Annotated in this window: 17 protein-coding genes; 2 read left to right on the top strand and 15 right to left on the bottom strand. The window is 35.5% G+C overall.

Annotated elements, in window-relative coordinates; genetic code table 11:
- Positions 1-112 precede the first annotated feature (112 nt).
- The 6 genes from DRF61_RS13830 to DRF61_RS13855 all read right to left on the bottom strand — a co-directional run bounded on the left by DRF61_RS13830 (position 113) and on the right by DRF61_RS13855 (position 4,835).
- Positions 113-940 (bottom strand): peptidase associated/transthyretin-like domain-containing protein, encoded by an 828-nt coding sequence (locus tag DRF61_RS13830; protein ID WP_111958021.1) that lies wholly within the window; start codon positions 938-940, stop codon positions 113-115.
- Between the two features lie 94 nt (positions 941-1,034).
- A complete protein-coding gene (locus tag DRF61_RS13835; RefSeq protein WP_146897120.1) occupies positions 1,035-1,553 on the bottom strand; it encodes a hypothetical protein in 519 nt (172 codons plus the stop codon).
- Positions 1,553-2,050, bottom strand: a complete 498-nt coding sequence (locus tag DRF61_RS13840) for a hypothetical protein (RefSeq protein ID WP_111958025.1) — start codon at positions 2,048-2,050, stop codon at positions 1,553-1,555. Before DRF61_RS13840 ends, DRF61_RS13835 begins: the two co-directional genes overlap by 1 nt.
- 142 nt (positions 2,051-2,192) lie before the next feature.
- The gene (locus DRF61_RS13845) at positions 2,193-2,753 is read right to left on the bottom strand and encodes a DUF6705 family protein (protein WP_111958027.1); all 561 of its coding nucleotides are present in this window, start codon (positions 2,751-2,753) and stop codon (positions 2,193-2,195) included.
- Positions 2,753-3,316 (bottom strand): DUF6705 family protein, encoded by a 564-nt coding sequence (locus tag DRF61_RS13850; RefSeq protein WP_146897117.1) that lies wholly within the window; start codon positions 3,314-3,316, stop codon positions 2,753-2,755. The genes DRF61_RS13845 and DRF61_RS13850 overlap by 1 nt, the downstream gene beginning before the upstream one ends.
- A 19-nt stretch (positions 3,317-3,335) precedes the next feature.
- Positions 3,336-4,835, bottom strand: coding sequence for a hypothetical protein (locus tag DRF61_RS13855; protein WP_146897114.1), 1,500 nt, complete (start codon positions 4,833-4,835; stop codon positions 3,336-3,338).
- 136 nt (positions 4,836-4,971) lie between these two features.
- Here DRF61_RS13855 and DRF61_RS13860 point away from each other — a divergent pair, with 136 nt between their 5' ends.
- Positions 4,972-5,349 carry a helix-turn-helix domain-containing protein gene (locus DRF61_RS13860; protein WP_111958033.1) on the top strand — a complete coding sequence of 126 codons (378 nt, stop codon included), beginning with the start codon at positions 4,972-4,974 and terminating at the stop codon, positions 5,347-5,349.
- A gap of 25 nt (positions 5,350-5,374) precedes the next feature.
- Positions 5,375-5,863 carry a hypothetical protein gene (locus DRF61_RS13865; RefSeq protein WP_111958035.1) on the top strand — a complete coding sequence of 163 codons (489 nt, stop codon included), beginning with the start codon at positions 5,375-5,377 and terminating at the stop codon, positions 5,861-5,863.
- Between the two features lie 368 nt (positions 5,864-6,231).
- Here the strand turns inward: DRF61_RS13865 and DRF61_RS13870 are convergent, their stop codons facing one another.
- The 9 genes from DRF61_RS13870 to DRF61_RS13910 all read right to left on the bottom strand — a co-directional run bounded on the left by DRF61_RS13870 (position 6,232) and on the right by DRF61_RS13910 (position 14,101).
- Positions 6,232-7,410: an acetyl-CoA C-acyltransferase gene (locus tag DRF61_RS13870; RefSeq protein WP_111958037.1), complete on the bottom strand. Its 1,179-nt coding sequence runs from the start codon at positions 7,408-7,410 to the stop codon at positions 6,232-6,234.
- 56 nt (positions 7,411-7,466) lie between these two features.
- A complete protein-coding gene (locus tag DRF61_RS13875; protein ID WP_111958039.1) occupies positions 7,467-7,880 on the bottom strand; it encodes a hypothetical protein in 414 nt (137 codons plus the stop codon).
- Entirely contained in the window at positions 7,877-8,281 is a 405-nt protein-coding gene (locus tag DRF61_RS13880; RefSeq protein WP_111958041.1) for a hypothetical protein, read from the bottom strand. Before DRF61_RS13880 ends, DRF61_RS13875 begins: the two co-directional genes overlap by 4 nt.
- Before the next feature lie 149 nt (positions 8,282-8,430).
- A complete protein-coding gene (locus DRF61_RS13885; RefSeq protein ID WP_111958043.1) occupies positions 8,431-9,522 on the bottom strand; it encodes a hypothetical protein in 1,092 nt (363 codons plus the stop codon).
- Positions 9,523-9,606: 84 nt separating this feature from the next.
- Positions 9,607-10,323, bottom strand: coding sequence for a hypothetical protein (locus tag DRF61_RS13890; RefSeq protein WP_111958045.1), 717 nt, complete (start codon positions 10,321-10,323; stop codon positions 9,607-9,609).
- A complete protein-coding gene (locus DRF61_RS13895) occupies positions 10,289-10,843 on the bottom strand; it encodes an RNA polymerase sigma factor (RefSeq protein WP_111958047.1) in 555 nt (184 codons plus the stop codon). The genes DRF61_RS13890 and DRF61_RS13895 overlap by 35 nt, the downstream gene beginning before the upstream one ends.
- 118 nt (positions 10,844-10,961) lie before the next feature.
- A complete protein-coding gene (locus tag DRF61_RS13900) occupies positions 10,962-12,344 on the bottom strand; it encodes a nucleoside permease (protein ID WP_111958049.1) in 1,383 nt (460 codons plus the stop codon).
- Between the two features lie 20 nt (positions 12,345-12,364).
- Complete coding sequence (locus DRF61_RS13905; RefSeq protein ID WP_111958051.1) at positions 12,365-12,964, bottom strand: bifunctional nuclease family protein; 600 nt, start codon at positions 12,962-12,964, stop codon at positions 12,365-12,367.
- Positions 12,965-13,153: 189 nt separating this feature from the next.
- Positions 13,154-14,101 (bottom strand): electron transfer flavoprotein subunit alpha/FixB family protein, encoded by a 948-nt coding sequence (locus tag DRF61_RS13910; RefSeq protein ID WP_111958053.1) that lies wholly within the window; start codon positions 14,099-14,101, stop codon positions 13,154-13,156.
- Between the last annotated feature and the right edge of the window lie 56 nt (positions 14,102-14,157).

Below are 14,157 nucleotides of genomic sequence, written 5' to 3' on the forward strand. Positions count from 1 at the left end.
AGAAAAATTATCGATTCCTTAATGGTAAAATATTATTAAGGAGAATGTTAGTTGCTTCTTTTGGATGTATGAAAAACAGAAAAGCCGCCTTTTGAGACAGCTTCCTTTGCTTTTAGTCCGAATAGAGTAATTGTAAACTATTCAGATAACTTTTTTTGGAAATAACTTCCGCTTCTTTGTTTTCGAAAAAAAAGTACTGATAATTTGGATTTTCTTTTTTGAGTTTCTCAAATTTTCTTTCGCTGATACTTTTTCCATTAAAATAATAATAGTCCGGAGGACTTTCTGACATCATGGATACACCACCTATATATGAGTATTGAGAATCAATTTGAATTTCTTTTTCATGGATTTGTTCATTTTTAAGAAAGATAATTGATGTATTTTCATAAATATCACCATTCATTATATTGGAAGGTTTTCTATCAAAGTTCTTATATGTTTCATTATTTAATTTTTCAAAGTCAAAGTATAAAACATTTTTTCTCTCAATTAGTTCGTTCGGTATTTCTAATGTGAAATTTCCATTTTCATCAGTCGTTGTTTTAATGTACTTTGATTTGCAAATGAAGAAAACTTCGGCATTTGATATTTCCTTTTTTGTTCTTTTGAAGATAAGTTTTCCTGATACTTTTGTAATATCTGTTACTTTTTGTTCAGTAATAATTCCGAAGTTAGTTTGAGCTTGAGCTTGAACCAAACTAAGATTGGTTATTAAAATAATTCCTGTAGCAGCCATGGCTAATGATCGTGCTGAAATTCTTCCACAGATTTCTTTTCCATTGGCTGTTTTAAAAATATCATGAATTTGTGCATCAGTTTTATCTGTAAAATCAACGACGCATTTAGCACACTTTTCACAGAACTTCCCCAAGGAAAAGTCTTGCATATCGTTCCAGTTTTCCGTGCAGGGGTTTTGAATTTTAATGTGGTTTTTCATAATCTGTGTTTAAAACAAAAGCCTCCGAAGAGGCTTATATTATTGTTTTATTAATACAATATTCTTGGGCAAAGATCAATTATCATTGGTTTTATTATTTATGCTCTATAAATATACTTATTTCAAATTGTTCTTTTACCGGAATACCATACATATTTGCTGATTTCCATATATTAAGTTCTTTTACTTTAAAAACTTCTTCAATAGCTTTTTTGGTATTTTTATCAGTATACTTTAGAATCTCTATTTTTTCTAAATTATCATTAATACCTAGAATTATACGAATTCTATTTTCTCCTTCTCTTACATTTTTGGGAAGCTTAAATTTTTCAAATAAAACATTTCTAAAGTTACTCATACCCTTTGGGAATTCTGCATTCAAAATCATTATACCTAAATCATCTATACACACTATATTTTTTTGTTTTCCACATTTTTTTAAAGATTTTTTTGCATTTATATTTATAATATTAATTTTGGCGGAATCTATTTTATTAGCAGGGAAAAGTTTTATATTTTCTATTCCTGTTGAAAAATAAGTAACATTTTTTTGTCTCACAGAACAAGCACTAAAAAAATAAAGCATTATAAAAAAAGAAAAAATAAATTTCATCACTTTGGAGCTTGACTTTTATTTGTTAATCCTCTTACATACCAAAATTCTATCTTTTTAATTATTAAATTTTTATAGAAATTTTCAGATGTCGAATTCCAGAACCAATGATATTGATTTAAAATTGAACTTGCTTGTTGGTAATCAAAAGTTTGCTGAAATGTTATTGCTATATGAGCTTGAACATAACCATTTTGAGAAATAATTGAAGAGCTTTCTGCATCATTAATAAACATAAGTGTTAAGAAATTATTATCGAATGGTCCCGGATCATAAGCCTTTATAGAAATATTATTTTGTGCTAATGCTTGGAGGAAAGCTGAAAGCGGTTGATTATAATAATTAGTCTTATTTGGCATAAGGTTATTTAAATTAGAAACAGTCTGATTATAAAAATTGGGATAATCTGCTATGCTTATAGGTTGACTTGTTTGTGATTTACATTGTGCAAAAATAATTACAGTAATAAAAAATGTAAGTAAAATATTTATTTTCATAAAGTATTTTTAGCAAGGGTTAGGTGTTGTTGTTCCATTAACATTTTCATTTATTGTGGAAGTATTTCCGTTGTCTTCTTAACAATTATTTTTCAAATCCTTTTTAATATAAACTAAAAACCGCCTTTCAGCGGTTATTTTATTATTGTTTAGTAAAAACTATATCAGCAGGCTCATAAGGTAAATTTATTTTTATGCCACCGGCAGGGTAATCTGAACAATTTTTATTAGTAATAACCATCGAGTCAGGTAAATAATTCCATTTCAAATGAGTTGAATCAATGCTTTTTAACAGAATAGTTCCCCAGCCAACCATACATTTCCCCCCTAAAGTGGTAAAAATTACTGAATTATCTAAATCTAATCCATCGCTAATAATTTTTACTTTGTCTAAAGAATCATTTTCTGTAGTTTCTACTATTTGTCCATTTATAACAACTTTATATTTAATTAGCAAAACATCACTAAAGTAAGTTTTGGAAACCAATTTAATTTCTCTATTCTGCTGTTTTGTAATATTGAGATATACTTCCTTATTTCCTAATGAAGTTTTCCAAGTACCAATATATGGATCGTAATCATTGTTCAAATCTTTTACATAAGAATTACTAGGAACAGCATCATAATCCGTATTCAAAGGATATTGCTGGGCTTTACATGAAAGCACAGCAAGAATTCCCAAACATATTCCTAAATTTTTCATTACTGTTTAGTGAGAATTATATCAGCAGGCTCATAAGGTAAATTTATTTTTATACCATTGGCAGGGTAATCTGGACAGTTTTTATTGGTAATTACTGTAGATTGAGGCTGATAATTCCATTTTAAATGTGAAGAATCAATATATTCTGTATTAATCATTCCCCAGCCCACAGTACACTTCCCACCTGTATAAGTGAAAATTACAGAATTATCCTCTGTTGCCATACTAACTATATTTATATTTTCATTACTGAAATTTGTAGTATTCTCAACAATTTGATTATCAACTAAAACTTTATACTTAATAAGTAATACATCGCTATAATAAGGTTTGTTAAGTACATTTATTGATCTATTATTCTGTTTTGTTATATAAAGATAAATTTCTTTGTTTCCTATAACAGCTTTCCAGTCACCAATATATTTATTATACTCGTTATTAAGATCCTTTATATAAGCATTGTCAGGAATATCTTCATAATACGTATTTAAAGGGTACTGTTGAGCTTTACAGCTCATTGATATTAATACTATAACTAAATATAAAAATTGTTTTCTTTTCATAATAATGTTTTTAACTAATTTAGCAAGGATTTGGTACTGGATTTCCATTTGAATCTTTTTCTATTGTTGATATATTTCCATTATCCTCTTTTATAAGAGCCACTTTTCCTGATAATCCTATTTTGTTTAATGTATTAAAAAATAATTTTTCCAATCCCGAATTTGATAATGTTTGATACGATTTTTTTCCTTCAGCTTTTAATAGTTGATAATAATTTTTTTGATAATATTCAACTAACTTTACAACATACACCGCTTCTTGTGCGTCCGTCATAGCAGGAGGCAAATCAGATGCCGTTCCTGTAAAATTAATAAAATAAGTACCACTGGAAGAAACTGTCCCACTGTATGCATTTCCAAGTGTACTGGAACCTTGTTGTCTTACAATATGTAAAAATGTCATAATATCTTGCGGCGCAAGTATACCAATTGTTCCTGGCTGATGAGAGTGTACAGTACCTAAAGAATTTTGACCGATTCCAAATTCTAATAGATTATCTCCATTTACATTTCCCTGTACTAAAGTACCACTTTTTAGTTCCTGAAAACCTCTTTCTGTTTTTGTAATAGTTTGAGCATGAGCTTTCAAAGAAATAAGAGAATCCTGTATTTGTGGTTTGTTAACAAGATTTTTTATTTTCCTGCATGGGTCATTATTAAAAGTTATCGCCTCATCATAACTCAGCATACAGTCGTTATTGGTATCACCCGGGATATTACAGTTTTCACAGTCCAGATTTTGTACGCAGTTGGCGGGTGTTAATTGGTTCTTCGGAGGGCCTCCGCCTCCTACAGGAGAAGTGCCGCTTCCACCGGCCGGATGTCCACCGGAAGATCCATCACCGCCTATCGGTGTGCCTCCGCCTCCGCTGGGACAGCCTCCCGCCTGGGTAAAAAGAGTGGGTGGAGTACCCGCCCCCGTATTATGCCAGAAAGTACAGCTATAGGCGTTCCCCCATTCGAAGCTGTGCTCGCCAGAGCTGCAGGTGGTATACACTACAATGGAACAGTCGTCCGTTTTTCCCTGTACAGAAATTTTTCCCGAAAAAGCTGTAGCTATTTCTTTCCCATTGTCTCCTATCTTCACTTCCTTCAGAAGGTTTCCGTTGAGATCTGTTATATAAAAAAGTTTATGATCTTCCGGATTGGGATAGGTCAGTAGAACAGCCCTGGAATTTCCGTTTTCGGATATAGACAAGAGCGATCTTTTGTAGCTGCCGAACGTTCTTACAGGCACATGAAAAACCTCTTTCCCGTTACCCGCATTCAGGTGGGCTTTTGCCAGGTCCAGTCTTTCTACCAGTTCTTCTGCTGTGAGGGCAGAGGCCACATTTTTGGAGCTGCTGCTTTTCAGGCCTGTTACAAACAGGCTGCCCATAAAGACCTCTTTGGATATGCCATACTGCAAATTTCCGGCTTCACCGTTTTTGGGGTTCAGCTCCTCTTCTATCCGGCAGGAGTACAGCAAAGCACTGAGGGCCATTAATAGAAACAGCCGGAGAAATAAATTTTTTCTCATAAATTGGTTGTGTTTTTTAAGTTGTTAAATATATAATAATTTTCTTGTCACTTCAAAGTGATCTTTAGCAAAACTAAAATAAATTATCTCTCAACATTATAAGAATTTTTATATTTTTGATAAAAATTCTTATAATATGAGTATAGGTACTAAAGTTAGGCAGTATAGAGAAGCTAAAAACTGGTCTCAGGAGGATCTGGCAATACGCTTGGATACCACACAGACTACTATTTCTAATATAGAATCTGACAAAAACATTCCCAATTCTCTATTATTAAGTAAGATGGCAAAAGAATTAGAAGTAGATATTAATGATCTTTTAAATGATTCTTCCAACAATATTATGTCAAATAACGAATTTAGTGATCATGCTGTTGCAGCTGTAAATCAATATAACCCTATATTTAATATACAATCGCCTGAAATTACTGAGAGTATACTAAAGAATCAGGAACAAATTACAAAACTGATAGAATTACAAAGCAAACTTATAGAAAGACTGCTTAAAAAATAAAAATAACCCATAAACACAAAAAACGATGGCACTCACCAATTTAAACAGTACCCACCTTACGGCTGCACAGCTTACGGCAGCCCAGACCGCCCTCACTTCACTGGAAACTGCTTTGGCCGCTATTACCGTAGCCCTTTCCCCGGAAGACCGCCAGAAGTACGGAAGCATCAACGAGCAGAACAAGCTTCTGGTAAACAAAGTATCAGACTACAGAAAAAGCCAGCCCACGCTGAGCGCTGCGGAAGTAGACTGGGCAGAGTTCGACAGGGATCTTGCCTCACGCCAGGCTTACGAAGGCTTCATCACGAGACTGGAAAGCCTTGTAACAAGACTAAAAAGTGCAAAAACCCTGCATGATTACGACAACTATCAGGCTTCTCTTATAGACTACGCATTCACAGCTTATAAAGCCGGAGCCGCAGCCCCGGGCTTCGAAGTAAAGCAAAACGAGCTGAAGCAGTTTTTCGGAAAATCTGCCCAAACGGGTGAAGACCTCCCGAATGAAGCAAAATAATACCACATATATAAGGCCCGGAACCTATGTTCCGGGTCTTTTTATATCTCCCATTAGGTTGTACAACCTATATTTTGCGGTCCCGGAATACTCCTTTGGGGTTCCGGACTCTTCCGGTTGGGTCTGATGCCTGTGCGCTGCGGTTCTACAACCGCAACTTTAGGGTCTGGAACCTGTACGAACCATTAAAAGACTACGCAGCACTATTCTGTAACGGCAAAATTGAGGTTATAGGACCGGAAATTTTATATCCAAAACCTGAACCAACCATTAAAAAACTACGCAGTATGATTCCGGAACGCAAAAAGCGGGGTCCTGAGACCCCGCTTTTTATATCTTAAACCGTAAATTCTGATTGTACGGCTTTATTACATATTTTCAATCACAATAGCAGAAGCTCCTCCGCCACCGTTACAGATAGCTGCAGCACCGTATTTTGCATTATTCTGCTTCAATACATTGATCAGCGTTACGATGATTCTGGATCCTGAACTTCCTAGCGGATGTCCTATGGCTACTGCTCCACCGTTTACGTTTACTTTGGATGCATCCAGACCTAGAATTTTGTTGTTGGCAAGACCTACTACAGAGAATGCTTCATTAAATTCAAAGAAATCAATATCAGAAATTTCTAAACCTGCTTTTTTAAGAGCAATTGGTAAAGCCTTTGCAGGAGCAGTCGTGAAGTTTTCAGGTTCCTGAGCTGCATCAGCATAGGAAACGATTCGTGCTAGAGGCTTTAAGCCTAATTCTTCCATTTTTTCCTTAGAAACAAGGATTAAGGCAGAAGCACCATCATTTAATGTAGACGCATTGGCAGCGGTTACTGTTCCTTCTTCTTTCTTGAATACGGTAGGAAGCGTTGCAATTCTGTCAAAATTTACTGCTTTATACTCTTCATCTTCAGAAAAAATTACCGGATCTCCTTTTCTTTGGGGAATTTCAACAGGAATTACTTCTTCAGCAAATTTTCCTTCGCTCCAGGCTTTTGCAGATCTTTTGTAAGATTCTATGGCAAAGTTATCCTGATCTTCTCTTGAAATACCATAATCTACAGCACATTTCTCAGCACATACTCCCATATGCACTTTACCGTAAACGTCTGTAAGGCCATCCAGCACCATTCCGTCCTGCATTTTGATATCACCTAATTTAGTGGCAACTCTTGCATTATAGTAATGGGGAACCAATGACATATTTTCCATACCTCCGGCAACAATTACTTCAGCATCACCTGCTTTGATAGCCTGTGCCGCCATAGTTACTGCTTTCATTCCGGAAGCACATACTTTATTGACTGTAGTAGAAGGAGTCTCAATAGACAGCCCTGCACCCAAAGCCACCTGACGGGCCGGCGCCTGGCCTTCTCCTGCCTGCAGTACATTTCCCATATAGATCTCCTGAACATTCTTAGGATCAAGACCGATTTTATTTAATGCTCCTTTTACAGCAGCAGATCCCAACTTTGTAGCAGGAACGGTTGAAAGGCTTCCCATAAAACTCCCGATAGGTGTTCTTACTGCGGAAACGATGAATACTTCTTTCATGTGTATTATATTTACTTTTTTTAACAAATGCTGCCTTCCGACTGCATTATACTATTCTATTTTTTTACTTTTATATAAATAACCTCATATTGGCTATTTTCAATTTTGGAATGTATTTTCAGGGCGTTATCCTGAGTTTCTACAATTTTATTGCTGAAAACATCTCCTATACGGATACGGCCATCATTGACTGTCTTATCCAGCACGATCGCTTTATAATTGCAGTCGTCCACAAAAACCAGCGAGGATTTTATGTAGTCTTTACCATTATTGAAATATTCGGTCTGAATATTATCTTTAATGGTCATATACCAGATTCCCGCGGGATAATTCGGGCGAAGGAATTTCCCTTCTCTTATATTTTTACATTTAGCCGGCTGATCCGGTTTGTCAAATGCTGTCTTTTGAGACTTAGCCTGAGAAAATATCAACATCAATAAAGCTGCTGATCCTAATTTTAAATGCTTCATATTTGTGTCCGTTGATTTATTTTTTTATTTCCTGCAGCGAAAACCATAAGGAAAGCGCCTAAAAATTCTATAACCCAGCCCCATTTCAGCTTTACAACTCCTGCAAAAGCTTCTCTCCATGATTTGAACGGCAGAAAGCTGAAGTATTCCAGAGACTGCATCTTTACGGCAACGAGTGTAAATGCAAATAACAGAATCAGCAACACTCCAAAGAACCTTACTACTTTCACACTATTATTGACAATACCAAAAACTGCACATGCGGCAAAGATCCAGCATGCAATAGCCAGATAATGATCCAGTTTCCAGTAATTCCAGTTTCCAATAATGGGAACATGAACAAGAGGAAGAAAACTACCCGCCACCACTAATAATAATCCTAATAACTGAATATTTTTCATATTTACTAAAGTGCCAAAATACAAAAAAAAACACACTTTTAAACAGTGTGCTTTAAAAACGGATGATTCCTTTACAAACATTTGTTAGCCTCAATAAAAATTGATTTAAATTAAATTATCTTTAATAAATATCCAGTTTTATTACTGAATTAGAAAATGATATTTACGAATTCTATGCCGAGCTGAACTCCATATTTATTCTTCAGAATAGTACTGTCATTAAATACGGGTGTAAAATCTTTCTGAACAAATACTTTAAGACCTCCATAACTGATCCCGAATTTTCCACCGACGATAAAATCGTTCACTCCATGCATTATTCTTTCTCTTTCTACAATCCTTCTGGAGTTTTCATTTGAATATTTTATGTAATTCACACTTCCCACTTTCACACCGCCATAAATCCCCATTACCAGGCTCAGTTGTCTTTTTTTGTTATCAAGATACTGAACCCCGTCATATTCTGTATATTTTGGATTCAATACAAATCTTAAATCTACAGGAATGTATAGGTATGTAATGTTGAATTGGGTTTTCTTTAAATTCCCCCTGTCAAAATCATCTACGAACAAAGCGTTGTCTTCCTGCTTAAAAACTCTTCCGTATTTGGGAACATACTGGTCGAATCTGACTCCTAAACCAACCCGGTAAAATACAGGGCTTTTAAAGCCTCCGATCTGGTCCTCATATCTGATTGCCATTTCTGAAGAGTTGATGATGGTATTCCTGGTATCAGAATCTTTATTGTAAAAGTTAAAAGGTTCATTTTTTGATGTCAGGCCTGCTCCCATTATACTGCCGGATAATTCTACAGTCTGTAAGGACTGTTTTGGATTTTTTGTCCCCTTTTGCCCCAATTTCATATTAAGACCATTAAATCCCAGCCACATCTCGTTTTTATTTGTACTGTCCCGATCCATAAAAACAGCATTTCTAACCATTTCTGTTGTCGCAGCCTGCAGTTCGCTTTGCTGGGCATCTACTTTTTCATTAATCGTTTGTTGATATTTTGAAGCAATTTCGGAGCGTTTTCTCTTCTTTTCCTCCGTTGTGATTTTATTATCTTTAAAATCTTTATCAACGATGTCCAGCTCTGCATTCATTTTGGATTTCTCTGAAACCACAATGCTGTCAATTTTTTTCGAATAGAGTTTAATCTGCAGATTCATATCCGGTTTTTCCTGAGCCACACTGTATGTAAAAGCCATTACAGCAGCCATAAAGATCAACTTTGTTCTCATATTTATTTTATTAATTTTAAACAATATTTTAGCTCTGTCCCTGTTTCAGGCCAGTATTATTTGGATTTTATAAAAAATTCAGTTTTATTTGGATTCCAGATAGACCGTTACTCCCAAAACGGTTACATTACCTACATTCGGAACAATATTATCAAATTTGAAAGCTCCTAATTTACGTTCATCTTTACTGGCTTTTTCCCGGGCTTTATCAAATTCTCTGCCCAAAAGAAGTTCATCAGAATTGATATAGTTTGATTTTGATTTCTTCACTTCTGCAAATACAGGAGGATTTGGCATCACAGTATTCTCCGCTTTTTCATTGTTAATGATATTATTTTCCGGTTGAATAACTATATTTTGCCCTTCTTTATGTTCAGCAATCTGAGTATCGTTCGATCTTCTTTCTTTTTTTGGAATTAATGCATGATCAGAACTAAATTTTTCCAGATTTTTGTTTACAATTTTCACTGTATTCTCCCGGATAGGCTCATTCGAAATAAGCGTTTGATCTTCCAAGCCTGCATTTATAGGATTTACTGTCTTTTTAAGAGTTTTTTTAACAATATAATCTGTTTGTTTACTCTCAAATTTTGTTTTATAATTGTTATAATAAATAAATGTTCCTGCAGAAATAAAGAGCAATACAGCAGCAGCATACTTCCACCACTTAAAAGACCGGTTTAACGGCATATCAGGTATATTATCCAACTTCTGGTCTAATTTATCCCAAAGATCTTCAGAAGGCTTAATTTCGAGTCTTTCGTAGTCAGACTTTAACTGTTTCAGTATCTCTTTTTTCATTTTCTTCTGCTTTTAAAAATTCTGTAAGCCATTTTTTAGCTTTGCTTAGCTGGCTTTTACTTGTTCCCTCTGAAATATTCAGCATTTTTGCGATTTCCTGATGTTTTTTTTCTTCAAAAACATATAAATTGAAGATCAGCCTATACCCTGCCGGCATCTTTAAAAATATTTCTTCAATATTGATTTCTTCCAGCCGTTCATTTATATCTTCATCAGAATACTCGTCTGCAATTTCTATATCGGCATAAAGAATATTCCTGTTCTTCCTGACAAAACTGATAGAATCATTGACAACAATTTTTCTCAGCCAAAATGGAAAGCTTTTCCAATCTCTGCATTCGTCTAGCTTGGTAAAGCATTTCATAAACGCGCTGATCAGGATATCTTCTGCATCATGAAGATTATTCGTATAAGAATTTGATATGGCAAGCATTTTAGCCGAAAACATTTCGTAAAGAGCCTTTTGGGCCATCCGGTCCTGTTTTTTAGCCAGTAAAAAATTCTTTTCGAGGTTCTCCATGTATCGGTTTTCTAACTATAAGACGGAATTTATTCTAAAAGGTTGCCCGAAAATAAAAAAAAATTGCACTTTCTTTCAAAAAGTGCAATTTAATATTTTAATAATCAGATCAGTAGAATTAGTGTTTTACTGAAGAAACTTCTTCCGGATTGTGTTTATGTCTGAATAAAACAGCAAAGAAAATGGCCAGGATCAATGCATAAATTGCAAATGAGAGCCATATATTCTGCCAGTCTTTTACCATGACTACAGATGAAAGTGTTCCGTCAGCATTCACTGCTGAATTGAAGCTGTTTTTAAGGATTTCCAGGAAAGTAGGATTATCAGCTGTTGTGTCAAGATAAGCAGATAAATCCGAAGCATTCGTAAATTTGTGCGTGAAAAATTTATCGATAGCCCAACCTGCAATATAGCTTCCGAAAAGAGCACCAAAACCATTGGTCATCATCATAAATAATCCCTGAGCAGATGATCTTATCTTTTTATCAGTTGTTGTTTCTACGAAAAGAGAACCGGAAATATTAAAGAAGTCAAATGCCATTCCGTATACGATGCATGAAAAAATGATCAGTGAAAGCCCAAATCCATCAGGAACCCCATAAGCAAAGAATCCGAATCTAAGCACCCAGGCCAACATAGACATCAACATTACTTTTTTAATTCCAAATTTTCTTAGAAAGAATGGGATTGCCAAAATAAATAGTGTTTCCGAGACCTGCGAAATCGACATGATAATCGTAGACCTCTGTACTACAAATGAGTCTGCATATTTGGGGAAGTGTGAAAATTCACTTAAGAATACATCTCCGTAAGCGTTAGTCAGCTGAAGTGCTGCCCCCAAAAGCATTGAAAACAAAAAGAACAAGGCCATTTTATAGCTTCCGAAAAGCTTAAATGCATTAAGGCCTAATTGTTCAGATAATGGAGCATTTTTATCAATCAGCTTTTGAGGCGGACATTTTGGTAAAGTCAGAGCATAGATTCCTAGAAATATCGCAATAGCTCCGCCAATATAAAACTGTCCTTCTGTAGCCTTGTTTCCTGTAAGATTGGTAATCCACATCGCTACAATAAACCCGATAGTTCCCCACACCCGGATAGGCGGAAAATCTCTCACGACATCCAGATTACTGTTTTTCAGGATCGTGTAAGAAATAGAGTTTGCCAGGGCAATGGTAGGCATATAAAAGCACATCGCCAGAAGCATTAGCCAAAAGAAAGAATTAGGATCTGCGGAATGAGGCAATACAAAAAGGATAACCCCATAAAGGATATGCAGTACAGAAAATATACGTTCTGCATTTACCCAGCGGTCGGCAATAATCCCGGTAATGGTCGGCATAAAAATAGAAGCTATTCCCATGGTTCCGAAAACGGCTCCAAACTGGGTTCCGTCCCAGTGTTTTGTACCGAACCAAAAATTAGCCATCGTAATCAGCCATGCTCCCCAAACAAAAAACTGAAGAAAGCTGAGGATGGTAAGTCGTAATTTTAAATTCATAGTTTAGTATAAGTGTTCTTTTAATCAATTCTCTTTTTCCTCCTTTTAATTTCTTCCTGAATTTCCAGAGCGGTATCAAAATCTTCTTCCTTTACGGCTTCATCCAGTAATTTTTGCAGCTCTTCCATAGATACTGCTTTTAAATTATCTTCAGACTGCTCGGTTTCGGAGAACGGCTGTTCTTCTTTTGAAACATCTTCCAGCTCAAGAAGAATTCCTGCTTCATTAAGAACCTGCTGAGTGGTAAAAATAGGGGCGTCAAATCTTACGGCCATTGCTACTGCATCAGAAGTTCTTGCATCCAGGATCAGCTCTTCATTATTAGCTTTATTTTTGAAATTAATATTAGAAAAAAATACGCCGTCTACGATCTGGTAAATAATCACTGAAACCAATTCATAATGGGCAGAAACTATAAATTTTGTGAATAAATCATGGGTAAGCGGACGGGGCGGATGGATGTCTTTTTCCAGTCCCAGCGAAATAGACTGAGCCTCGAAATTTCCTATAACAACAGGTAATTTTATATGTGATTCTTCATGTTCCAATAACAAAGCGTAAGCCCCCGATTGGGTCTGGCTGTACGATATTCCGCGAATAATTAGCTGCTTATAATCCATAGCTACAAATATAAATTAATTTTTTATTGTAGGTTTCACTTTTAGACAAAAATAAAAGCCCGGAAGCCGAGCTTTTATGCTATTGTTGATAAGTGTCAAAAGTCAATAGTGAATTTTGCTTCGCAAGTGAATTAATTTATCTGAAAAAATTGACAAGCGTAGCATATTGACTATTAACCATTCACTATTCTATCCTTTAATTGCTTTAATTTTCTCTGTTAATGCAGGAATAATCTGGAATGCATCTCCTACTACTCCATAATCCGCAGACTTAAAGAATGGTGCTTCAGCATCATTATTAATAACTACGATAGTTTTAGAAGAGTTTACCCCGGCTAAGTGCTGAATAGCTCCGGAAATACCTACTGCAATATAAAGATTAGGTGAAATTGCTTTTCCTGTCTGTCCTACGTGCTCTGTGTGAGGTCTCCATCCGATATCAGAAACCGGCTTGGAACATGCAGTAGCAGCCCCAAGAACATTAGCAAGATCTTCAATCATTCCCCAGTTTTCAGGACCTTTCATTCCTCTTCCTGCAGAAACTACCACCTCTGCTTCTTTAAGGTCTAATTTCCCTGAGCTCTGCTCGTGAGAGATCACTTTAGTATCTTCATTAGCTACTGATAGATTCTTAACTTCTTCTGATCCTGATACAGCGCTTTCTTTTACACCGAAAGCATTTTGAGAAACTGTGATGATCACCCCATTTCCTTCAGCTTTTGCATGCATAAACCCTTTTCCTGAAAAAGCTTTTCTTTTTACCTGGAACGGGGAAAGGCTTTCAGGGGCTTCAAGTACATTGGTAATCAAAGAATAGTTCTTCATTACTGCAAGCATAGGAGCGATAGAAGAAGCATCTGTAGTGTGAGGAAAAACGATAGTGTTTCCGTCTGCCACTTCACTTACAGCCTGAGCGAATGCCTTTGCTGAAAAGCTTTTAAGACCTTCATCTTTTACATTGATAACGGTTGATGCTCCATATTTGTACAATAAATCTGAAGAATCTGTTGGGTTTACAGAGATTGCCGTAACGGTATCTCCCGCCTGGTCTGCAACTGCTTTAGCATAAGAAACGGCTTCAAAAGCTGCTTTTTTGTAAACTCCATTTATATTTTCTGCGTATACGAATACTGCCATTTTTTTTAAATTTAAAGATTAAAAAATTTAAGGATTAAAAGATTGGAAATCAGATC

Origin of the sequence: Chryseobacterium lathyri, assembly GCF_003290185.1 — a bacterium.
GTDB lineage: Bacteria > Bacteroidota > Bacteroidia > Flavobacteriales > Weeksellaceae > Chryseobacterium > Chryseobacterium lathyri.

Excerpts from the sequence above, each read along its gene's own strand:
- DRF61_RS13830 (WP_111958021.1), bottom strand. The coding sequence starts at position 940 with ATGAAAAACCACATTAAAATTCAAAACCCCTGCACGGAAAACTGGAAC.
- DRF61_RS13835 (WP_146897120.1), bottom strand. The coding sequence starts at position 1,553 with ATGAAATTTATTTTTTCTTTTTTTATAATGCTTTATTTTTTTAGTGCT.
- DRF61_RS13840 (WP_111958025.1), bottom strand. The coding sequence starts at position 2,050 with ATGAAAATAAATATTTTACTTACATTTTTTATTACTGTAATTATTTTT.
- DRF61_RS13845 (WP_111958027.1), bottom strand. The coding sequence starts at position 2,753 with ATGAAAAATTTAGGAATATGTTTGGGAATTCTTGCTGTGCTTTCATGT.
- DRF61_RS13850 (WP_146897117.1), bottom strand. The coding sequence starts at position 3,316 with ATGAAAAGAAAACAATTTTTATATTTAGTTATAGTATTAATATCAATG.
- DRF61_RS13855 (WP_146897114.1), bottom strand. The coding sequence starts at position 4,835 with ATGAGAAAAAATTTATTTCTCCGGCTGTTTCTATTAATGGCCCTCAGT.
- DRF61_RS13860 (WP_111958033.1), top strand. The coding sequence starts at position 4,972 with ATGAGTATAGGTACTAAAGTTAGGCAGTATAGAGAAGCTAAAAACTGG.
- DRF61_RS13865 (WP_111958035.1), top strand. The coding sequence starts at position 5,375 with ATGGCACTCACCAATTTAAACAGTACCCACCTTACGGCTGCACAGCTT.
- DRF61_RS13870 (WP_111958037.1), bottom strand. The coding sequence starts at position 7,410 with ATGAAAGAAGTATTCATCGTTTCCGCAGTAAGAACACCTATCGGGAGT.
- DRF61_RS13875 (WP_111958039.1), bottom strand. The coding sequence starts at position 7,880 with ATGAAGCATTTAAAATTAGGATCAGCAGCTTTATTGATGTTGATATTT.
- DRF61_RS13880 (WP_111958041.1), bottom strand. The coding sequence starts at position 8,281 with ATGAAAAATATTCAGTTATTAGGATTATTATTAGTGGTGGCGGGTAGT.
- DRF61_RS13885 (WP_111958043.1), bottom strand. The coding sequence starts at position 9,522 with ATGAGAACAAAGTTGATCTTTATGGCTGCTGTAATGGCTTTTACATAC.
- DRF61_RS13890 (WP_111958045.1), bottom strand. The coding sequence starts at position 10,323 with ATGAAAAAAGAGATACTGAAACAGTTAAAGTCTGACTACGAAAGACTC.
- DRF61_RS13895 (WP_111958047.1), bottom strand. The coding sequence starts at position 10,843 with ATGGAGAACCTCGAAAAGAATTTTTTACTGGCTAAAAAACAGGACCGG.
- DRF61_RS13900 (WP_111958049.1), bottom strand. The coding sequence starts at position 12,344 with ATGAATTTAAAATTACGACTTACCATCCTCAGCTTTCTTCAGTTTTTT.
- DRF61_RS13905 (WP_111958051.1), bottom strand. The coding sequence starts at position 12,964 with ATGGATTATAAGCAGCTAATTATTCGCGGAATATCGTACAGCCAGACC.
- DRF61_RS13910 (WP_111958053.1), bottom strand. The coding sequence starts at position 14,101 with ATGGCAGTATTCGTATACGCAGAAAATATAAATGGAGTTTACAAAAAA.